Here is a 21,474-nt window from a genome sequence, read left to right on the forward strand (position 1 = left end):
TCCTCAATGGTTCCTGTCAGGTGCCCTGCGGGACGCCTGCCGCCACGTTGCGCGAGCGCGTGAGCAAGCTCACGACCACGAACGTCAGCGCGTTCACCGCCAGCGCCACCAGCCCCATGTTGATCGATCCGACGGTATCCGATGCGCCCGGCATCAACGTGCGCAGGGTGACGTCGAACCCGACCGCCGCCGCCAGCACGACAGCGCCGGCGCCGATCCCCGCGAAGGCACCGTACTTGTTGCCGAATGGACGCGGCAACAAGCTCGACACGAACGACGGGAACAGTTGTGTGAGCAGGCTCGACGCGAAGAGCGCGAGCGCCACGAACGTCGCCCCGCCACGCAACACGAAGCCCACCGCCACCAGCCCGAAGACCGGCAGCACACGCTTGGCGAGCTTGCCCACGAAGGCATCGCTCGCATGCGGCGCAAAGCCGTCGCGGTAGATGTTCTTCGCGATCAACGTCGACGCATTGAGCAGGATCATCGAACCGGGCACGAGCGCGGTCAATACCCCGACGCCGCCAATCACGCCCACGAACCACGGCGAAAACGTCTGCTTGACGATGCGCAGCAACGCCAGATCCGAATCCGCGCCGGTCAGGCCAGGCACTTGCAGAATGGCCGCGAAGCCCACGAAGAACATGAACGCGATCACCATCTGGTACAGCGGCATCAAGATCGTGTTTTTGCGCACGGCGTTCTCGGTCTTGGCCGCGTACACCGACGTGAACACGTACGGATACAGGTAGTAACCCAGCGACGTGAGCAGAATCGTGGAGTTGTACCAGGACAGCGTCAGGCCGCTTGTGGGCATCAGCAAAAAGCCCGGCCGCGCCGCTTCGATGCGGTCGAACATCTCGCCGAATCCGCCGAAGTAATGCAGCGGCAGATAGACGCCGAGGAACACGGCAATGACGAGAATCAGGATGTCCTTGTAGATCGCAATGCTCGCGGAACCGTGAATGCCCGACACCGTGATGTACACCACCATCGCGATCGCGCCGCACCAGATCGCGACCACCGGCGGAACCGTGCCGTACGACGCTTCCGACACGATGATGCCCAGTCCGCGCAACTGAATGATCAGCAGCGCGCTCATGCCGAGCACGGCGACTACCGAGACGACGACACCCAGCGCGCGCGAGCGGTAGGCCGTCGCGAAGAAGTCGGAGAACGACACGCAGCCATGTCGCGTTGCGTGACGCCACGCCGCCGGCAGCATCCAGTAGCCGAGCAGATAGGCGAGCGCGCCGTAAGCGAGGATGTAGAAGGCGGGGGGCCCCTTGCTGTACGCCCATCCGCTCGCGCCGAGGAACGTGAAGGTCGAGAACGCCTCGCCGGCCATCAGAAGGAAGACAAGCAGCGTGCCGAAGCCGCGGCCACCCACGGCCCACTGCTCCAGACTCATCGTGCGACCGCGCCGCGCGCGCAGTCCGATGAAGAGCGCAAAGGCGAGGAACGCCGCAATGACGGTCAGGGCGGCGTTCATGATGTCGCTCCGTCGTGTTCGCGCGCATCCTGCGCAGACTCGCGCGAACCGTCGAAGCGGAACATCACGACCATGACCGCCGACGTGAGCAGCAGCCAGACGATATTCCACGCCATCAGGAAAGGCAGCCCCGCCAAACGGGTGCCCAAATGTTCGGCCAGCCAACCGCCGCTGTAAAACGCCGCGATGGGAAGCGCGGCCAGGCAATGCACAGGTTTCATGACGTCTCCAGACCCTAGGGAATTCAATGGTCGGCCGCACACACGTCGCCGTGGGCGCCCCGCTGGCTTGGCCAATTCGGTGGTGTTCGGTGTCATGGCGCAGTAGATCGATTCGCCATATTATCAACCACACACAAACAAATGGTTAACCATTTTTGTTGACCATTATCGGCAACGATTTGCCGAAATGCAAGGTTGCCATCGCGGCACAGCCGAAACCGAGGGTTTTCCGGGAGGCAGCGCCGACAGGCGAAGGGGGCCGGGTACAATGCGCCCCACACCCACGCGAACCGCGTCTATTCAGGAGATGAGGCTTGAGCCGCACTGCAGCACCGGCGTCGCCGCGCGACGCGTCACGCCCCAAAGCCGCGACCGAGACCGCCACGGGCCTGGCGGCCGGCGACGACGGCACGTCGGGCAGCGCGGGACAGCAGATCGAGGCGCGCGTCTACACGGCCATTTCGCAGGCGCTGCTCTCCGGCAAGCTGCGGCCGGGCATGCCGCTGCGCGAGCGCAACCTGGCGCAGGCGCTCGATTGCACCCGCGGCGCCGTGCGCAAGGTGCTCGCCCGGCTCGGCTTCGAAGGCAAGCTGGTGCTCGAACCCAACCGGGGCGCGTTCGTCCCGCAACCGTCGCTCGACGCCATCCGGCAGACCTACCGCGCCCGCCGCGTGCTGGAGAGCGGTGTGATTGCGAGCCTTTGCGGGCAATTGAGTGCGTCGCAGCTCGCGGCGCTCGACGCGCACGTCGCGTTGGAAGCCCGTTCGCATGCGCAGGGCACGCACGAGCGCTCGATTCGCCTGGCGGGCGAGTTTCATCTGACCTTGATCGGCATGGCGCAGAGTGTCGAACTCGATACGTTTGCGCGCCAGCTCGTGGCCAAGACGGAGCTTTACAAGGCGCTGTACGATCCGGCGGAATTCATGCATTGCGCGCCCACGGAGCACGCCCAACTCGTCGGCCAGTTGCGTGACGGCAAGACGCAGGCGGCGATTGCGATCGCCACGGCGCACCTCGACGAACTCGAAGCACGCGTGCTCACCCGCGCCGCCGCCGCGGAGACGCCTGACTTCCGCGCCATTTTTGCCGAGGCGTTCGCGGGCACGGGGGCATAGGCTTTCCCCGGCGCCGCGATGGCGCCCCCCACGACACGTCGAGCCGTCGCCCGTCAAGCGGCGCGGCAATCCCGCCACGGGCATGGGGGTCGCCTGGCACACTCCCCTGAATCGGGGGTATATTGCGCCTGTTCGCGACGGGCCTGCGCCCGCACGCTACTTTCGCCCCCGCCTGACACACTCAAGCACGAAGCCCGAAGGAAGCCCATGTCCCATCTGGTAGTCCACGGCGGCCAGCCGCTACGCGGCCGCATCACCCCCTCCGCCAACAAGAACGCCGTTCTCCCGGTGCTGTGCGCCACGCTGCTTACCGATCAGCCGGTGCGCCTCATCGGCGTGCCCGAGATCACCGACGTTCGCAAGATCCTCGACATCTTCCGTCAGCTCGGCAGCGAGGTGAACGTCGATTTCGGCGCCGGCACGCTCGACATCCACCATCGCGATACCCGCTTCGATCCGCGCACGGACCATCTGCCGGAAGAGATGCGCTCGTCGATCATGCTCGTGCCGCCGCTGCTCGCGCGTTTTGGCGTCGCGCGCATCGAAGACAACATCAAGGGCTGCACGCTCGGTGTACGCGAGATTGATCCGCACATCGAAGTGCTGCGGCATTTCGGCGGACGTGTCGAGCGCACCGAAGGCTCGCTGCTCATCCATGCGGACGAGGCGCGCCCCGCGATCCATCACTGGCTCGATTACGCGTCGGTGACCACCACGGAGAACTTCGTGCTGTGCGCGGCAACGGCCAGGGGCCGCTCGCAATTGAATAACGCGGCGTCGGAACCGCACGTGCAGGAGTTCTGCCGCTTCATGCAGATGCTGGGCGTGCCCATTGAGGGCGTCGGCACGTCGCAGCTCGCGATCGAAGGCGTGGAGCGCTTCGGCGGCGGCGAATTCCGCTTCGCCGAAGACTTTCATGAAATCACGACGTTTCTGGCGCTCGGCGCCATCACCGGCGGCGAAATCACGGTCAAGAACACGGCGCCGGACCAGTTCCCGCTCATCGACCGCACCTTCGCGAAGTTCGGGGTGAAAGTCGAGCATCGCGACGGCTGGTCGACAGCCACCGCGCAGGGCAAGCTCAAGGTGCAAGCGCCGTTCACGCAGAACATCCTCACGAAAGTCGAAGCTGCGCCTTGGCCGTATTTCCCGGTCGACCTGCTGCCGATCTTTATCGCGCTGGGGGTGAAGGCCGAAGGCAGCGCCATGTTCTGGAACAAGGTCTATGACGGGGCGATGGGCTGGTCGACCGAGTTGTCGAAGTTCGGCGCCCATGTGTTCCAGTCCGATCCGCACCGCCTGATCACGTTCGGTGGCGTGCCGCTCTCGCCCGCCGTCGTGGAGAGTCCGTACATCATCCGCGTGGCGATCGCGCTGCTGATGGTGGCGGCCAGCATCGACGGGCAATCGACGATCAAGAACGCCGATCCGATCCGGCGCGCGCATCCGCGCTTCGTCGAGAACCTGTGCTCGGTGGGCGCGAACGTCGTCTGGACGCCGCAGGAGTAAGCCCGCCCTTGGGTGTGCGCTCGTGTCGTTTGCCGGCCCCCCCGGGGGGGCCGGGCTCGCCCTACGGGACACGCCGGCGGTAGACGACCCCCCGATCGCCCCACACCGGTCTTCGCCCCGACGAACCCGACGAATGACCTTACCTGAGCCGCTCGCGCAGGCGATCATCGCACCTTTGCCCGACGGCACATGACGTTTGCCCGACGGAAATTTATTTACCCCCCGCCGACACGCACGCCACCCCGGCGCAGCGCGATCGACGAATGTGAAAGAATGGCGGCCATCATGAGCGATCGCCCCCTGCCCCCACAGCCGCTTGCCACGCATGTCGCCCTTCCTTCGGCCGACGCATGGCCGGCCACACCGCATGCCCGTCAGTTGTCGGGCGCGCGCGTGCTCATCGTCGACGACAACCAGGAAGACCGCATGCTGCTGATGGACTTCCTCAGCCAGCAGGGTTGTCGCGTCTACATCGCGCACGACGGACGCGACGGCTACACCAAGGCCCGCACCGTGCAGCCCGACCTGATTCTCATGGATATCCGCATGCCCGTGTGCGACGGGCTTGGCGCCTGCCGCCTGCTCAAAGCCGACCCCGGCACCCGGCACATTCCGCTGATCTTCCTGACTGCGGCCGCCCTGCCCGGCGAACGTGTGGCGGGACTGACGGCCGGCGCGGTGGATTACATCACCAAGCCTTACGATTTCGAAGAGGTGCGCCTGCGTCTGTCGATCCACCTGAAGGCAACGACGCCCGTTCCAGTGCCGAGCGCGGCCGGCGACGGCAGCAAGCTCGCGCCGCTGCCCGTGCAAGCGCATACGCTCGACGCCGTGTTGTTTCGCGCCACGCGCGCGTTGCTGCTCGACCGTCTCGACGCCACGCCCGAACTCGCCGGCCTCGCCAGCGCGGTGGGCACCAACACGCGCCGGCTCAACCTGGCGTTTCGACGGTGCGTCGGCGTGACCGTGTTCGACTTTCTGCGCGAGGAGCGCATGAAGGAAGCGCGCCGCTTGCTGTCGGAGACGTCGCTCGACGTGCAGGACATCGCCGCCGCCGTCGGATTCGCGAGCGCCGCCAATTTCGCGACCGCGTTTCGCGAGCGCTTCGGCATGCCGCCAAGCGGCTTTCGCGAGCAGGCCGCGCAAGTCCCACACCTGTCCGAGACCGCGGGGGCACCGCCCGCCCCATGAACGTCTTGTCCTTGCGCCTGCCGACGCATGGGCTGCGCCGGACAGTCGTCGTCTGGCTGGCCCTGACGGCTATCCTCGTCGCTCTGGTACTGCGCGCCAGTGCCAGCATGGCCGCACCGCCCTCGCCTGCGTCGAGCGCGCCCATCGATCTCGCGCACGCGGCGTCGCCGCTGGCGCTCGACACCCAATTGCGCTTGCTGGAAGACCCGTCCGGTCGCCTCGACGCCGCGCAGGCACTGGCCGCGCCCGGTTGGCGACAGGTCGTTCCGCGCATGCTCAATCCGGGCTACAGCCGCTCGGCGTTCTGGCTGACGGGCAGTGTCGAGAATCGCGGCACGGCACCGCTCACGCGTTGGTTGAGCGTCGGCATCGTGCGGCTCGAAGACGTGCGCTATTACGCGATGCCGGTCGGCAGCCGTGAGCCGGAGATCCGGTGGCGGGCCGGTCACACCGTCCCGCTCGACCGGCACCCGATCGCGTCGGAGACCTCCGTCTTCCCCATCACGCTTGCGCCGGGCGAGCATCTGACATTCCTTGTGCGCGTCGAATCGCGATCGTCGGTGAGCATGGTGCCGCAGCTCTGGCGGCCGGACGACTTTCGCTTGGCCGAATCGCGCAATGCGATGATCGCCATGCTGCTGGTGGGGTCCATGCTTTCCGTCGCGATGTACGCCCTCGTGCTCGGCATTGCGCGACGCGATCCCGTGTTCGTGCTGCTCGCGCTCACGACGATGACGCAGGTCGCGCAGGACATGGCGTTTCAGGGCTTCCTGTATCGCTATCTCCTGCCGCAAGGGGGTGAATGCGTCGTGCGGGCGCCGAGTTTCTTCTCGACGCTGACCGTGGCGTGCTTCAGCGCCATGGTGACCATCTTCGCCGGACTGAACCGCGTGCGGCTCTGGCGCTGGACGTATCGCGTCATGATCGGGCTCATGGCCGTCATGGCCGTCTGGGTCGCACTTGGCGATCATCGGGCGGCGGCGTTCACGCACCTGCAACTGCTCATGGTCTTCAACGTCATCTGGGTCGCGTCGCTGGCAGACGGTTGGCGACGCGGCTTCGCCAACGCGCGGCTGTGCCTGCTGTCGTTCTCGCCGGGTTGCCTCGTGCTGTTCTGGCGGCTGGCGATCATCAACGGCCTGCTGCCGGAAGACTGGCTGGCCAATACCGCGATGGCGTGGAGCACGAACATCTCCGTGCTGCTCATGCTCACCATGCTCGTGGCGGGACGTTCGCGCGAACTCGTGCGCGAACAGCGCGCAGCGCAGCGCGAAGTGTTGCAGACGCGTCGCGAAGAGCAGGCGCGGCTCGCCAACGCCGTCGACGCACGCACGCGCGAGTTGCAGGCCGCCCTGATCGCCGCGGACGAAGCCAACAGCGCCAAGAGCGACTTCCTTGCACGCATCAGTCACGATCTGCGCACGCCGCTTACGTCCATCATCGGCTTTGCCGACCTGGTGCAGTCGGGCGGGCGCGAAGACGCCGACCGCGGACGCATCATCCGCCGCAGCGCGCATCACATGCTTGCCATGATCAACGACCTGATCGAATACGCGAGCGGCGGCGCGGCCGACCCGCTGCATGTCGCGCCGGTCTACACCCATGCGTTCGTCGACGGCGTGGCGCACGAGGGCATGAGTCTCGCCAGCAAGCACGGTAACGCCTTCCTGCTCGACGTGCGTGCGCCGCTGCCGCCGCTGCTCGCGTTCGACGCCAAGCGCGTGCGTCAGGTGCTCGGAAATCTGTTGGACAACGCGGCGAAGTACACCGCCAACGGAACGATCACCCTCTCGCTTTCAGCAACGCCGGACGCGACGCGCGCCGATCTCATGCAGGTCTGTTTCGGCGTCGAGGATTCTGGCTGTGGCATCGCCAAGCACGACCTGCCGCGCGTCTTCGAACCGTTCGCGAGACTCGACCGGGCGCGACGCCTGCCCGGCGTGGGCCTCGGGCTTGCCATCGTGCGCCAATGGGTGGAACGCATGGGTGGCACGATCACCGTCGACAGCACGCCCGATGTCGGTACGCGTGTGGCGTTTACGTTGCCGTTGCGCGTGGCGCGCGAGGCCGATCTCGTGCCGCCATGGCCCACCGGCGCGCCCCATACGCTGCCCCCGATCGACGGTCATGGGCGCCACGTCTGGCTCGCCGAAGATTCACCGGAGATCCGGCAATTCCTGCATGACGAACTCGCGAGCCTGGGCTTCACGGTGCGCACGTTCGGCGATGGCGTGGCGCTCATCGCCGCGCTGGGCAATGCGCATCAGACGGCGCCGGACCTCGTGCTCACCGATCACATGATGCCCAACGCCGACGGGCTGGCCGTGGCGCATGCCACGCGCCGCCGCTGGCCCGACGTGCCCGTGCTGGCCGTTTCCGCCTCGCCGCAGATGGTCGAGGGCAGCGGTTACGACGCGTGCCTGCTCAAGCCCATCGAACTCGCCGACCTGCGCAACGCGCTCGCGCGCCTGCTCGGTCTCGCGCGTACCGATGCGCACGAAGGCGGCGCGGACCGGGACGAGGCGAGCCCGATGCGCGATACGTCCTGGGCGCGTCCGTCAGGCGAGCATCTGCATCAGGCCCGGCAGTTGATTGCGATGGGCGCCATGACCGACCTGATGGAATGGGCACGCGAACTGAGCGATCACGTACCGACACTCGATGGCTTTGCGCGGCAGGTCCATCAACTCGCGCAGCGTGGCGATCTGGCCGGACTGACCGCGCTGTGCCAGGCCCCTGCGGCATCGACGTTCCACTAGGCGCCCGCCAAACGAAAACGGCACGCCCGAGGGCGTGCCGTGAGCCTGACTCGGGAAGCCGGTCCCCTTAGTCTTTGAGCGGCTGGTGTGCCGTCTCGCGCGCGGCCAGGAGCGCGACGGCCGTGGCGGCGAGCGCCAGCGTGACGTACAGCGACACCGAAATCGTCGTGCCGTATGTCTTGTACAGCGTCACGATGATGAGCGGTGCGAAGCCGCCCCCGAGAATCCCCGCGAGCGTATAGGCCAGTGACGAACCGGCGTAGCGCACCCGCGTCGGGAATTGCTCGGTGACGAAGGCCGCCTGCGGCCCGTACATGATCGCGTGAATCACCAATCCGATCACCACCGCCAGCACGATCAGTGCCGGGTGGGACGTATTGAGCAGCACGAAGAAGCCGTATGCCCAGATCACCGCGCACAGCACACCGAAGCCATACACCGGGCGGCGACCCAGCTTATCGGACAGTGCGCCGAACAGGGGCACCGTCAGCGCGTTGCACGCCGTGCCGGCCAGCACGGCCGTGAGCGCGAGCGGACGCGAGAGGTGCAGCGTTCCCGTGACATACGTCAGCGTGAAGACGACCAGCATCGCGTAGAGGACGTCCGAGCCGATGCGCGAGCCGCCGGCCACCAGCAGGTTACGCCAGTGCGAACGGAAGACTTCGGCAATCGGCATGTCCGCCTGACGCGCCGACTGCTGCATCGCTTCGAACATCGGCGTTTCCTCCACACCGCGACGCACCCACAGACCGAAGCCGACCAGCACGAGGCTCAGCAGGAACGGCAGGCGCCAACCCCACGCGAGGAAGTCGTCGGGTGAAATCGACAGCGTGATGAGCGCGATGAGGCCCGTCGCGATCAGCGTGCCGAACGATGGGCCGACTTGCGTCCAGGACGCATTCAAGCCGCGCTTGCGCTGATCGCCATGCTCGACCGACAGCAACACCGCACCCGCCCACTCGCCGCCGAGCGCGACGCCTTGCACGAAGCGCAGCGCCACGAGCAACACGGGACTCCAGATACCGATCGACGCGTACGTGGGCAGCACGCCCATCAGGCCGGTCGTCAGGCCCATCACCACGAGTGTGAGCACCAGCACCGCGCGCCGTCCGACCTTGTCGCCGAGGTTGCCGAACACGAAGCCGCCAAGCGGCCTCGACACGTAGCCCACGGCATAGGTCGACAGGGCGAGAATGGTGCCGACCAGCGGGTCGACCGACGGGAAGAACAAATGGTTGAACACCAGCGCCGCCAGCGTGTTGTAGACGGTGAAGTCGTACCACTCGAGCGTGGTACCTACCATGCTGGCGGTCGCGAGCCGCCCTTTTTTCGGGCTCGCATGGCCGGTGGCGGCAGCGGTGGAGGCGGTGACGGCGTCGGTTTGCCGAGCGTCGCGGGTATCGGAATACGTTGTCATGGATGGCTCCAGAGTGTCTGCGGGACCCACCGGACGGCCGGATCTCGCGAGAGGATGGCGGGACGTCAGTCGTCGTTGGCGCCGAGACGCCACAACATGGCAAAGCGGGTGACTTCACCGGCCGGGACCCCGTAGGCGGCGGCGAGCGTTTGCGCGGCGGTGCGCACCGCGTCCTGGTCCGTGCCTTCGATCATTACGACGGCATCGGCAGGTGGCAGCGGCGCGTCCTTGGCGGTGAGCGAGACGGACAGCCTCGGCACGGTGACCTGCAGCGTGGCGCGGACAATACCGTCGCCCTGAGCGAGCTCGGCGAGCTGCGCGCCCAGCCGCGCATGTGCCTGGGCGACGACCGCCTCGCTCAGCACGAACATGGCCAGCATGCCCCCCTGGCCTTCGCCCGCCTCGACGTCGAGCGTGCCGACACGGCGCTGCGTGCCCTGCATGCGCGCGAAGTTGCGCAGCGACCATTCGGTCTGATGCTGGAAAGCTTGGGCGTAAGGGTCGCTGGTGAAGACGGCGGCGTGTTGCGTGCAATAGAGCGCCAGGTAGGGACGCGCGCAGTCGTGCAGGGCCTTGAAGCGACGAGCGAACTGGAAGCCCGGGATGGCCACACGCTCCTGCATGTGTTCGCGGTCGTACCAGCGGTTGAAGTCAGCGTCGAACGCCGGATCGATATTCGTCCAGATGCAGAGTTGGGCGCGGGGAGCAGTCGCAGTCATGAGGCATTCCATCGGTTTCAACAATCGGGAGGCCGGCCAACACGCCATACAAGCGGGTCGACCGTCTCGCCGAGTGTGCAAAACGGGGGAAAACGCGTCCAACAAGAAATCAAATTCGCCGCGACAGCAAATTCTTATGACTGATGTCGGACGCCGGTTGCGCGGGGCAGGTGCGCACCCGGCATCGCGACGGTCAGCGCCAAGCGCGCAAGGCTCAGGATTCGATGGCGCCCCAGGCCGGGGCGGTCATGGCGGCAGCGGGCGGGATGGCGATATCCGGCCCCATGTTCAGGGCAAACTCGCTGGCCGTGCGTTGCGCGAGGCGCGCCACGTTTTCGGCGAGCAGTGCGCCCTGGCGGAACGACCCGACGAACGAGAGATTGGGGAAATGGGCGTTCACGCGCAGCAAATGCAGGCTGTGCTCGCCCAGTTCGCGCTGAATGATGGCTGGCGGCAGCATCGCCACGCCGAAGCCGTCCACGACCAGCCGGATGATGGCCGCGACCGAGGTCATGCAGTTCACGCGCACGGGCCGCTCGGCCGCCACCGAGAACATGCGTTCAAGGGTCTTGTGCGGGCCGGAGTTGCGCGAAAAGCTCACCAGCGGGTACGCCGCCAGATCGGCCACATCGAGCGTTTCGCCTTCGAGATTGAGCTTCGGGCTCGCCACCCAGCGCATCGGAAATTCGGCCAACGGCAAATTCTCGATACCGGCACCGTGCAGAACGTCGGTTTGCAACGCGAGGTCGAGCGTACCGGCTTCGAGTTGCTTGCAAAGACGAATGGTCGTCTCGCTGGTGACTTCGATCTCGAGTTGCGGGTATTCATGGCGAATTCGCGCGGCCAGATCCGGAAACCAGCTATGGACGATCGACTCGACCACACCGATCTTGAGCACCCCCGGCGGCATGTCGGGATCGGTCAACTCGCGTTTCATCTCCTGCCCGAGCATGACGATGCGCTCCGCATACGCCAGCGCCTTCTGCCCGGCCGCCGTGAGCGTGACCTCCCGGGCGCTGCGGTCGAACAGACGCACCCCGAAGCTCTGCTCCAGCGACGCGATCCGGCTCGACACACCCGCCTGCGTGGTGTGCAGACGTGCAGCCGTCAGACGGAAATTACGCAGCTTGGCGAGCCAGACGAAGGTTTCGAGAAATCGCAGGTTCATGCGGTGTGATGGGCGGTCGTGAGTGCCGGGAGTCCCTGATTCTAGCGGGAACAGAAAACCGGCACCCGAAATGGCCTGGCATGCGACATCCGGGAAAGGTTGTTACGGCCGAGCGTTCCCGCCGTGTTTCGTTTCCGTAACGTTTTACGTTGGGCGTCGGTGGCAAGCGGCACCGCGTCCCTTACAAATCATGCACTTAATCGTCTCGAGAGGCTTGGCACGAGATTTGCTGCATGTCTTGCAACGGCCCGTCGAGGCCGGAGGGCCGAATTTCTGGAGACTGTCATGGCCATCGCCCATTTCCACCGACCGCATCCGACCGTGGAACTTGCTCGCTGCGTGTTCCGGCAGCATTACATACGCATCATGCAGGCCGATCAGCCCGGCAATTATGCGGTGCTGGTCGACGTTTGGCCCATGGACGGCCGGACCTTCACCAGCATCGATCAGGCCAAGCATGCCGCCATGCTGTTCATCCGAGAGATGGAAAGCGACTGAGTCCGCGCAAGCGATTCCGCGCCAGCGGCCTTGGCGCGGTCAACGAGACGAGATCTTCATTGATGAAACATCACGCCACCCGCCACAGCACCGTCGAGCGCCACATCCTGTCCGCTATCCCGCGCTCGGCCCCCCGCCAGCCGGTCGTGCTGGATCCCGCAGGCGACCCTTATGCCCGTGTCGCGGTCGAGGCGTACGCCGAGGCCTGTGCCCATGAGCAGCCATGGCTGGCGGAGGCCCTGCAACGCCAATATCAGTTGGCCGGCGGCACCCCGTCGAGCGCCGCCGCCCTCTGGCGCGCCTTTCACGAGGCACAGCGGCTGGCCCGCGAAGGCCAGTCGTACGATGAAGCCGCCTGGACTCACGTGGCGCTGCATCTGTGCGGCGTGCTGGGGGCGATGAATTTGTAGTGCTCGTGTTTCCGTCACCTCCCATTTGCGCCCGGGAGGCTCGGCACCGTCGACGAAAATGGGGCAGGCCGAGCATTTCTGGCATACTTCGTGCAAAGCAAATTCCCGAAGTCCGCCAGTTATCCCATGAGCAAGTCCGTAGCGCCGGTGCCTCTCGCGAACCGGCATCTTTATGCGAAGATTTTCGGCACGCTGATTGTGCTTTTCCCCGCCGCAGCGCTCGCGATTCAGCGTGGCGGGAACACGATCATGTTCCTGACCGTGGCACTGGGCGCCGTCATCCTCATGACGGATCGTCAGCGAGGGGAAGTTTGCTCGCTTATCAAGGCGAACCGCCCGGTTCGCGTGTTCGTCCTCTCGCTGTGCCTGCCGTTCTTCGCCGTCCTGATCGTCGAAACGCTCCACGGCAAGATTGTCGCCAATACGCTCGACTCTCCCGTGCGCTTTCTCCTCGCAGTCATCGTTTTTTTCGGACTACGCCGAATTGTCGACGTCATGCCGAAGTGGATTGATCTGACCTTCGGCGTTGGGGCCATTGCGGCGGCCATCCTCGCGTTGTACTCGACGACCGACCTCCTCGCCGCACGCGCCGAGAGCTCATTTCTGAACCCGATTCATTTCGGCGACATCGCGTTGCTGCTTGGCAGTCTCTCGTTGGTCTCGATTCATTGGCTATCGCATGACAGGCCGTGGATCGTCGCCCTCAAGGTGCTCGGTGCCGCCGCGGGCGGATACGCATCCTGGGCCAGCCAATCCCGAGGAGGATGGATTGCGTTGCCTTGTTTGCTGGCCGTCTGGACACTATGGCATAGGCATCCGTCCAGCCTGTCACGTCGACGTGGGATCGCGCTCGTCGTCGCCCTATTGCTGGCGAGCACCTTCGCGTCGCAAATGGTTCGCGATCGGTTTGAAGAGGTCCGGACGGACCTGATCAGTCTGGCGGCCGGCAAACCCGATACGTCCGTCGGCATCCGGCTTGAGTTATGGAAAGCGGCGGGCAAGCTCATTGAGGAGCGACCGGTGCTGGGATTAGGCGCGCATGGTTATCGAGACGCCATGCCCGCGATGGCAGCGGCGGGTACGTTGACACCGCTGGCGGCCGACTACGGCAAGGGCGAGGTTCACAATCAGATCCTGGCTTACGCCGTTGACTACGGCTTGCTGGGTGTGTTGTGCATTCTTGGGGTCTACCTTGGCCCTGCCTATTTCTTCAGTCGCGCCGCACGAGTTCGCGAAGGTCATGCCGAGCAGCGAGCCGCCCTCATGGGACTGATGACCGCCGTTGCCTTTGCCATCTTCGGCTTGACCGTCGAGACGTTCAATCTGAAGGTCACCGTCGGTTTCTACTCGACGATGTTGGCGTTGTTCGCAGCCTTCGCCTATCCTGTCGACCCTTCGGTCGACACGGCCAACGACAAGGCCTCAGTCGCCCGGCATTCACGCCCTCCCCCATGCTAAGCATCCTGATCCCGACCTGGAACAACCTGCCGTTCCTCAAGCTTTGCATCGATAGCGTTCGCCGTCATTCCGGCGAGGCGCATGAAATCCTCGTGCACGTCAACGATGGGAGCGACGGCACGCTGGCGTGGGTGCGCGAACAGGGCTTGCGTCACACGCACAGCGTCGGCAACGTGGGGGTCTGCCTCGCGCTGAATCAGCTTGCGCCACTGGCATCGCACGATCAGTTGCTCTTCCTGAACGACGACATGTTCGTCACCCCCGGCTGGGACACCGCGCTCATCGACGCCGCCCGTACGCTCGACACGCCGATCTATTACCTCTCGTCGGTGATGATCGAACCGAACGCCGGCGTCAGCAAACAAGTGGTATCGCACGACTTCGGCACGACCCCGCAGTCGTTTGACGAAACCGCCCTGCTGGCCTTCGCCGCCTCGCTGAACCGCGGCGACGTGAACGGCGTGCCCACGCAGCCCACGCTGGTGAGCCGCGGGCTATGGCATCTGGTCGGCGGCTACAGCATCGAATTCGGGCCGGGCATGAGCAGCGACGACGACTTTCTGATGAAGTTGTGGCTCCTCGGCTGCCGCACCTTCCGTATCGTGGGCAAAAGCGTCGTGTATCACTTCGGCTGCCGCTCGACCGGACGTGTGGTGAAGAATCGCGGCAGTCGCGAGTTCTTGATGAAGTGGGGGATGACGCAGGCCGAGTTCAAGCGCGACTACCTCGATCTGGCCGGTACGCCGGCCGGTGCCGCGCTGCCTAACGTCCCCCGCCCCAGCGGCAAGAGCCGCATCAAGCGCGCGCTGCATGGCAGCAAGCCTTATCCGCTCGAAGATCTCGAACGCTGGGACCCCAACGTGCCGCAGCATTTGAAGCTGGACTGAGCGGCGCAGCCAACGCCCGCCCGTCGGCCGACGCACGTCAGCCGACGGGCGTGAATCCAGCGCGAATGGTCCGAAACACCGAATGTCCGACCATCAATGCCGAGGGTGACGAATTCTCGCCCACGCGTGCTCGACTCGCTGCACCGCGCGATGATTGGGGTGACGTGTCCACCACAGCCCCAACTCCCACACCATCCCGGCCAGCAGCACGATCACGGCCAGGGCACCGATCGTGTACCACATCTCACCAAAAGACGTTGTCATGACGGCCTCCCGAAAGGCATCACGGACGACCCGCGGCCGTCCGTGATTCCATTCTAGGCGACGTAACCCGGCTCGACCGCCGGATCCGCCCTACTTGAGCATGACGTCCGTCTGCCGGCGCGTCAGAGCTGCCCCATGGCCAGCTGCACCGCCAGACTGCTCACCGACACGGCGGCCCATACGCCCAGCCCCAGCAGGATAGGACGCAGGCCGGTCGATGCCATGCGACGCAGGTTCGATGACAGGCCAATGGCCGTGAGGGCGACAATGATCAGGAATTCGGCCGCATCGTGAATCCAGGGTTGCAGTTCAGCCGGCACAAACCCTGCCGTGCGCGCCCCCGATGCGACCAGGAAGCCGAGAATGAACCACGGGAAGATGCGGGCGAGGCTGAAGTTGGCGGCCCCGGCACGCTTGGCGCGGTACGCCACAATCGCTGCCAGCGCCAGACAGATAGGGATGATCAGCGTGGCACGCGTGAGCTTGACGATGGTCGCGTAGTCGCCTGCGGTCTTGCTGTAGCTGTAACCGGCAGCGACCACCGACGAGGTATCGTTGATCGCCGTACCCGCCCACATACCAAATCCCAGATCGGACAGATGCAACAGGTGACCGAGCATCGGGAACAGCACCACGGCCGCAATATTGAACAGGAAGATCGTCGAGATCGCGAACGCCGTTTCGTGGTCGTCCGGCTTGATGATGGGGGTGACGGCCGCGATGGCCGATCCGCCGCAGATCGCCGTGCCGATGCCGATGAGCAGCTTGAGCTTGCCGCCCACGCCCAGTGCGCGGCCCAGCGCCCAGGCCGACAGACCGGCGGCGGTGACCGTCACGGCCGTGACTGCCAGGGACTCCAGTCCCGTATGGGCGACCTGCGACAGGCTCAGGCCGAAGCCGAGGGCGATGATCGACCACTGAAGCACATACTTCGAGGCGAACCGGATACCCGCTTCATAGCGTGCACCGGGCGAGAACACGTTACGAACGACGATGCCCAGCAAAATGCCGAACACGGGGCCGCCGACCAACGGCATCTGACGCCCCAGCAACAGCGCGACAAATGCGATGACGGTCGAGAGAATCAGACCTGCCCACGGATTCTGACGATCCGGTACCAGCGCGTTGGGACGGCTGGCCGTGGGGGGGTGAGTCGTATCGGTTTTTGTTGTCATCGCAGCCTCTCTTCTGGAATGACTACAAGTCTACGAACGTCTATTCAATAATAAAAATCGTTATATCGGATACGAATTATCTAAAATTGCGATAATTATCCCCGCCGCACGTCACGTCCCGAATCGAAGGCGCTGTTCCCCCCGCGTTTGCGCCTGCACTGGCGCATGACACCGCAAGCCAACCCCTGCCGTGAGCCGCTACACTCTCCGAAACCCGAGAAGCGTCGATCAGACCCCCTACCCCGGAGACCGAGCCCCATGTCGCAAGCTGCCAACACCCCCGCGCGCCGCGCACAGTGGTATTTCGATTTCGCATCCCCCTTCTCGTACCTGCAATTCGAGCGGTTCGACACGCTGCCGCGCTGGCTCGACATCGACCTCAAGCCGATCGTGCTCGGCGCGATCCTTGCGCATCTGCAAACGCAGGGGCCGGCAGAGACACCGCACAAACGCCTCTTCACGTACCGCATGGCGCAGTTCCGCGCCGAGCAAGACGGCATTAAGTACCGAATGCCGCCCGTCCACCCATTTCATCCGATCCGTGTACTGCGCCTGGCGATAGCGCTCGGCGCGACCCATGACGTGGTGCGTACGATCTACCGTTTCATTTGGGCCGAAGGGCGCGATGTCACCGACCCGCAGGGCTGGCAGGATCTAAGCGAACGCCTTGGGCTGCGCGCCGACGAAGCCGTCGCCCTGACGGAAGCTCCGGCGGTCAAGGCCGCCTTGCGCGAAAACACTGACGCCGCGATGGCCGCAGGCGTGTTTGGCGTACCGACGTTCGCGTTCGACGGGGTGCTGTATTGGGGAGACGACGCGACTGCGCTGTTCCGCCACTGCCTCGCTCATCCGGCGTGGTTGCATTCGCCCGATGTCGAGCGCTTGCAACACATCACGATCGGCGTAAGGCGTGAGGGCTGACAACGCGTTGTCTTGCGCTTACTTCGCCCCGCCGAGGACCAGCGGCAGGGGCACGGCGTCGGCCATGGCGGCGTAGCCCGCATCGCTGGGGTGGGTGCCGTCGCCGCTATCGAGACGCGGCAACATGCGCGTGGGCTGGGCGGGATCGCGCAGCGCGGCGTCGAAATCGATGACGCCGTCAAAGGCCCCGCTCGTTCGCACCCATTGGTTGACGGCGTCACGCACCGCCTCGCGCTCGGGCGGCAGTTTGCCCGGCGGGATGGTCGTGCCGAGGATGCGAACGTGGCGCGAGCGCGCGGCGGCGATCAGCGATTGATACCCCGCGATCATCTCGGGTGCGGTCACGATCACATGCGGCACATCGCAGTCGAGCCCCGCATGGGGCGGCACGTAACCGAAATTGATATCGTTGATGCCGATTTGCACGACGACGGTTCGCACGCCGGGCTGTTCCAACGCGTCGCGCCGGAAGCGAGCGACGAGCCGCTCGCCGTAGCAGGCCGAATCGTGCAGCAGGCGATTGCCGCTGATGCCGAGATTGAGCACGGCAATATCGCGCCGTCCGGCATTCTCGAGCCGCCGCGCCAGCCCATCCGGCCAACGCCGATTCGCATTCAGCGTGCTGCGCATGCCGTCCGTGATCGAGTCGCCGATGGCGACGATCGCTTGTGCGGGCCGCTCCGGCACCACGCTGACGCCGGCCAGCCAAAGTGTATTCGTGAAGCGCTTCGGATAAGCCGATGCCTGTGCCGCATCGACAAAGTCACCGGCGCCACTCAGAAACGCCGTCTCCTGCGCAATCTTGTGCCAAGTCGTCGGGGGGGTGGCTTCGCGCGTGAACAGGCTGACCGCCAGTGGCGTTCCGGCGCGAACTGCGAACGGCAACGGGTCGCTCTCGAGCGAGGCCCCCGGTGCGATCCGCGCCGTCGGCTGAGCGCCGAACGTCATCTCGCGCAGACTACCGGCATCGACAGCCGCGCCGCGTAGTGCCACAGCGAGGCTCGCCCGCTCGATCACCAGCGGCTGCGTGCCGTAAGCGTTCGAAAAACGCACGCGGACTTCACTGCCCGAGAGTGTTGGATAGACGATCTGACGCACGGTACGCCCGCCCACGGCCGGCGCTCGGTTGAACGACGGCGCCGCTGGATGTTGCGCCACCGCTTGCGGTGCCGTCGCCCACACGCCGACGCGCGCGTTCTGCGCGAAGACCGTCGTCGCCGCAGCCGTCGCCACGATAGCGAGCAGTGCACGGATCAGGACAACAGGTCGCGCACGGCGCAGGCGGGCAGGCATACCGTCGGCAGCGGAAGACCGGGAAATCAGAAACGTCGGGAGCATCGGGACAACGTGGGCAGTTCAGCCGGAATCGCCCGGCGGCAGCCGCCATTGTGCCTGATTGTGGTCGCTGGCAAAGGTTGACGTCACTACCGAGGGGACCACGGCCCCCCAGGTTTGGCAGAGCGAAACGGGATGTGTCGTCGCTCAGCGCGTGGAGATCACGATGGCAACACGCCGGTTCTGGGCGCGGCCGGTCGCCGTGCTGTTATCCGCAACGGGATTGCGCTTGCCTGCCCCGATCGTCTGAATGGCTGCACGCTGCATGCCCGCCTCGACCAGCACGTTGGCCACCACGTCGGCGCGGCGGGCGGAAAGCTGCTCGTTGTAGGTATCGCTGCCCACTGAATCGGTATAACCATAGACACTCACGCTGTTCAGGCCAACCTTCAGGAGCGTGCGGCCGATGCGAGCCACTGTCTGGCGCGCCGCATCGTGAATCACAAACTCGTCGGTATCGAACAACACCTTGTCGGACAAGCCGAACTCCCAACCGTCTTCGGTTTGCGTAAAGCCTTCAGATTTCAGCGCCGCGATCTGCTCGGCCGTCAGGCCGTGCACGGGCGTGGTCTGGCAGCCCGCCAGGGCGGCAAATCCCACCAGACACACCAGCCCCATCAGCCTGCGAGCCAACGCCTTCCATCGAGCGAGGGCGCGAGCGCCATGGGCCACCATTGCGCGGTGCGAAAGGTCAGAATGCGAGTCGTGCGTGTCGTGCGTTTCAACAGCGAAGTCCAAAGCAGATCCCCATGGCAGTGTGTCATCCGGTCGTCAATTATGGTTATGGTGTTCATCCAGCATGGTGCAATTCACGTTGGTTCACCCTTTGGGACTCCCCGCCACAAACCAGGTGCCAACGCCAGCACGCTTGGCCTGATACATGGCCGCGTCCGCCGTGCGCAGCAGCGCGGCGGCGTCCTCGGCGTGGGTCGGGTACAACGCGACACCGATACTCATCGATGTGACGATTTCGCCGCCATCCGGCAGCACAATCGGTTTTTCCATCGCCACGAGCAGACTCTGCGCGAGACGCACGGCATTCGACGTCTGTCGCACGCCCACGAGCATGACGGCGAACTCGTCGCCGCCCAGACGCGCCACCAGATCGCCCTCGCGCAGCGGCTGGCGCAGACGCTCGGCAATGGTCATCAACACCACGTCACCCGCACCGTGCCCTCGTTGGTCGTTGATTTCCTTGAAACGGTCGCTGTCGAGATAGAGCAGCGCGACGTGCGTGCCCATTTCGCGCGCGTCGGCAAGCGCCTGCATCAGGCGCGATTCGAAATACGCCCGGTTCGGCAGCCCCGTCAGCCGATCGTGATTGGCCTGGTGCGCGAGCGTGGCATTTTGCGCGCGCAAGTGATTCTGCCACCCCTCGAATTCGTCGAGCAGTGCGTTGAAGTCATCGCCGAGTTCCTTCAGTTCGGCCAGTGGCGTCGCCGCCACGCGCTGATGAAACGCTCGCTCGCGGCGCACCGCGTGCGCCACTTCCGCCAGTGCCCGCAACGGTTTGACGATATCGCGGTGCATCCGTTTGGCCAGGACGTTCGCCACGGCGAACGTCACCAGCAGGCAGGCGAGCACGCCACCTACCCCGCTCAGCAGGAAAAGGAAGAACTGATGCCCCTGCCCCTGCACATCGATAGTGCCGACGACTTTTCCATCATGACGAATCGGCATTGTCACGGGGCCAGGCAGCGCGAAGTTCGCGATCGCGCGCTCGACTTGTGTCAGGGCGCCGCCGTCGGGACGACGCCACTGCGCGAACGGCGCATTGTTCGCATCGAACACCCGCACCTGAACAAGGTCCTCGTCGCTCGCGATGAGCGCAATCGCTTCCTGAGCCGCCACGCGGTCGCCAAACACGACGGCGGCCTCCGTGGTGTAGGCAAGCGAGCGCCCGATCAGCAGAAGATTGTTCTCGGCATACGCGCGCAAGGCGATCCACGCCACCAGCGACAGCGAGACCGCTGCGAGCACGACGGCGGACACGGCCAGACGCAAGTGGGTACGGCGCAGCATGCCCTGCAACGACGGCCGGCGACCACGCATCGGGTCGGGCGCCGCGAGATGCGATGTCGCCAACGGCGGCTCACGTTCGCCTTCGGCCGACGCATCGGCAGGCAGCAGGCCGGCGACCGACGAAGCGCCGGGCGGCAAGGGCGGGGATGAAGGACGATGGGTCGTCATGGTGTCCCCGGCTTTCGTGCCAGCTTGAGCACGTTGGGGTGGACACGAACGCCACTTCGCGCAACGGTGTCGAGGTTGATGTCGAACGTCACTCGCTCCGTATCGACGTTCAGGCAGAACATGACCCCGAGCGTGCACGAGTCGTTCCGCTCGCTGATCGTCAGGATGGGGTGACCGGCGAGGTTCGCCAGCAATTGCCGACGCTCGGTGTCACTCACGGCACCGAGATACAACGCGTCGCACAACGAACCAATGGCAGGCTCCGTCACCGCAACACGCTTCGCCTCGACCGGCAAGCCCAGGGTGGGCAACGGCCCGGCGAGCAGATCGCGCGCGTAGTCGGTATTGCCAACCACACACAGTCGCACCTTGGCGGGGTCCGTCGGCCAGCGGGTGAAACTGATGATGCCGAGCACCACCTGTCGCACGTTGGCGTCCCGCACGTTGGGTGCAGCGGCGGGCTCCGGCGTCTGTGCAAATGCGCTGCCGAACGTGGCCCAGCACACGAGCCACAGAAAACACGCCAGGGGCGCGCGCAGACGAAGCGGCATCCGACGTTCTCGCCAGAGGCCCCGGGTCATGCCGCTCGTTGATGTCCACGCGTTATGCAACGCTCTCTTCCTTTTGCCGAATGTCGGTGGTGGCGGGCACGTCACGCGAGGCTTGACCGGCGTGCTGCGCAAACCCGCGTGAATCAGGCCGCATCATACCGAAGGGATCGCGCTCGGGCCATAGAAATACCCCC

At 65.3% G+C, this 21,474-nt stretch carries 20 protein-coding genes; 9 read left to right on the plus strand and 11 right to left on the minus strand.

The genetic code is table 11. The annotated features are described in order from the left end of the window. Positions 1-16: 16 nt before the first annotated feature. Entirely contained in the window at positions 17-1,492 is a 1,476-nt protein-coding gene (locus tag OYT13_RS21010) for a sodium:solute symporter family protein (RefSeq protein WP_268566881.1), read from the minus strand. Continuing rightward, positions 1,489-1,713 carry a DUF3311 domain-containing protein gene (locus OYT13_RS21015; RefSeq protein ID WP_017234774.1) on the minus strand — a complete coding sequence of 75 codons (225 nt, stop codon included), beginning with the start codon at positions 1,711-1,713 and terminating at the stop codon, positions 1,489-1,491. Before OYT13_RS21015 ends, OYT13_RS21010 begins: the two co-directional genes overlap by 4 nt. Before the next feature lie 314 nt (positions 1,714-2,027). On the opposite strand from OYT13_RS21015, the gene OYT13_RS21020 reads away from it, so the two are divergent. The 4 genes from OYT13_RS21020 (at position 2,028) to OYT13_RS21035 (ending at position 8,287) form a co-directional block, all read left to right on the plus strand. Beyond that, entirely contained in the window at positions 2,028-2,828 is an 801-nt protein-coding gene (locus OYT13_RS21020; RefSeq protein WP_261939762.1) for a GntR family transcriptional regulator, read from the plus strand. Positions 2,829-3,035: 207 nt separating this feature from the next. After that, complete coding sequence (locus OYT13_RS21025) at positions 3,036-4,337, plus strand: UDP-N-acetylglucosamine 1-carboxyvinyltransferase (RefSeq protein ID WP_017231540.1); 1,302 nt, start codon at positions 3,036-3,038, stop codon at positions 4,335-4,337. Positions 4,338-4,763: 426 nt separating this feature from the next. Next, positions 4,764-5,528: a response regulator transcription factor gene (locus OYT13_RS21030; RefSeq protein WP_232424480.1), complete on the plus strand. Its 765-nt coding sequence runs from the start codon at positions 4,764-4,766 to the stop codon at positions 5,526-5,528. Next, positions 5,525-8,287: a hybrid sensor histidine kinase/response regulator gene (locus tag OYT13_RS21035; protein ID WP_268566882.1), complete on the plus strand. Its 2,763-nt coding sequence runs from the start codon at positions 5,525-5,527 to the stop codon at positions 8,285-8,287. Before OYT13_RS21030 ends, OYT13_RS21035 begins: the two co-directional genes overlap by 4 nt. A gap of 67 nt (positions 8,288-8,354) precedes the next feature. On the opposite strand, the gene OYT13_RS21040 is transcribed toward OYT13_RS21035, so the two are convergent. The 3 genes from OYT13_RS21040 to OYT13_RS21050 form a co-directional block, all read right to left on the minus strand. Continuing rightward, positions 8,355-9,704 carry an MFS transporter gene (locus tag OYT13_RS21040; RefSeq protein ID WP_268566883.1) on the minus strand — a complete coding sequence of 450 codons (1,350 nt, stop codon included), beginning with the start codon at positions 9,702-9,704 and terminating at the stop codon, positions 8,355-8,357. A gap of 65 nt (positions 9,705-9,769) precedes the next feature. Continuing rightward, positions 9,770-10,423, minus strand: a complete 654-nt coding sequence (locus OYT13_RS21045; RefSeq protein ID WP_150563671.1) for a DUF4286 family protein — start codon at positions 10,421-10,423, stop codon at positions 9,770-9,772. 214 nt (positions 10,424-10,637) lie between these two features. Next, positions 10,638-11,591: a LysR family transcriptional regulator gene (locus OYT13_RS21050; protein WP_017231535.1), complete on the minus strand. Its 954-nt coding sequence runs from the start codon at positions 11,589-11,591 to the stop codon at positions 10,638-10,640. A gap of 285 nt (positions 11,592-11,876) precedes the next feature. Here OYT13_RS21050 and OYT13_RS21055 point away from each other — a divergent pair, with 285 nt between their 5' ends. The 4 genes from OYT13_RS21055 to OYT13_RS21070 all read left to right on the plus strand — a co-directional run bounded on the left by OYT13_RS21055 (position 11,877) and on the right by OYT13_RS21070 (position 14,844). Next, entirely contained in the window at positions 11,877-12,089 is a 213-nt protein-coding gene (locus OYT13_RS21055) for a hypothetical protein (RefSeq protein ID WP_017231534.1), read from the plus strand. Positions 12,090-12,151: 62 nt separating this feature from the next. Then, the gene (locus tag OYT13_RS21060; RefSeq protein ID WP_017231533.1) at positions 12,152-12,499 is read left to right on the plus strand and encodes a hypothetical protein; all 348 of its coding nucleotides are present in this window, start codon (positions 12,152-12,154) and stop codon (positions 12,497-12,499) included. Between the two features lie 126 nt (positions 12,500-12,625). After that, positions 12,626-13,957, plus strand: a complete 1,332-nt coding sequence (locus OYT13_RS21065) for an O-antigen ligase family protein (protein ID WP_268566884.1) — start codon at positions 12,626-12,628, stop codon at positions 13,955-13,957. Then, positions 13,951-14,844: a glycosyltransferase family 2 protein gene (locus OYT13_RS21070; RefSeq protein ID WP_268566885.1), complete on the plus strand. Its 894-nt coding sequence runs from the start codon at positions 13,951-13,953 to the stop codon at positions 14,842-14,844. The genes OYT13_RS21065 and OYT13_RS21070 overlap by 7 nt, the downstream gene beginning before the upstream one ends. Positions 14,845-14,937: 93 nt before the next feature. On the opposite strand, the gene OYT13_RS21075 is transcribed toward OYT13_RS21070, so the two are convergent. Continuing rightward, positions 14,938-15,108, minus strand: a complete 171-nt coding sequence (locus tag OYT13_RS21075; protein ID WP_157211307.1) for a hypothetical protein — start codon at positions 15,106-15,108, stop codon at positions 14,938-14,940. Between the two features lie 122 nt (positions 15,109-15,230). Then, positions 15,231-16,283, minus strand: a complete 1,053-nt coding sequence (locus OYT13_RS21080; RefSeq protein WP_017231530.1) for a YeiH family protein — start codon at positions 16,281-16,283, stop codon at positions 15,231-15,233. 258 nt (positions 16,284-16,541) lie between these two features. On the opposite strand from OYT13_RS21080, the gene OYT13_RS21085 reads away from it, so the two are divergent. Beyond that, positions 16,542-17,204: a 2-hydroxychromene-2-carboxylate isomerase gene (locus OYT13_RS21085; RefSeq protein ID WP_150563667.1), complete on the plus strand. Its 663-nt coding sequence runs from the start codon at positions 16,542-16,544 to the stop codon at positions 17,202-17,204. An 18-nt stretch (positions 17,205-17,222) separates the two neighbouring features. Here the strand turns inward: OYT13_RS21085 and OYT13_RS21090 are convergent, their stop codons facing one another. The 4 genes from OYT13_RS21090 to OYT13_RS21105 all read right to left on the minus strand — a co-directional run bounded on the left by OYT13_RS21090 (position 17,223) and on the right by OYT13_RS21105 (position 21,280). Then, positions 17,223-18,497: an SGNH/GDSL hydrolase family protein gene (locus tag OYT13_RS21090; RefSeq protein WP_017231528.1), complete on the minus strand. Its 1,275-nt coding sequence runs from the start codon at positions 18,495-18,497 to the stop codon at positions 17,223-17,225. Between the two features lie 189 nt (positions 18,498-18,686). After that, positions 18,687-19,277, minus strand: a complete 591-nt coding sequence (locus tag OYT13_RS21095; RefSeq protein ID WP_261939756.1) for an OmpA family protein — start codon at positions 19,275-19,277, stop codon at positions 18,687-18,689. Between the two features lie 81 nt (positions 19,278-19,358). Further along, positions 19,359-20,591 (minus strand): diguanylate cyclase domain-containing protein, encoded by a 1,233-nt coding sequence (locus tag OYT13_RS21100; RefSeq protein ID WP_268567913.1) that lies wholly within the window; start codon positions 20,589-20,591, stop codon positions 19,359-19,361. Positions 20,592-20,725: 134 nt separating this feature from the next. Then, the gene (locus tag OYT13_RS21105; protein ID WP_268566886.1) at positions 20,726-21,280 is read right to left on the minus strand and encodes a YfiR family protein; all 555 of its coding nucleotides are present in this window, start codon (positions 21,278-21,280) and stop codon (positions 20,726-20,728) included. Positions 21,281-21,474 lie beyond the last annotated feature (194 nt).

This window comes from Pandoraea sp. XJJ-1 (assembly GCF_026802345.1).
Lineage (GTDB): Bacteria > Pseudomonadota > Gammaproteobacteria > Burkholderiales > Burkholderiaceae > Pandoraea > Pandoraea cepalis.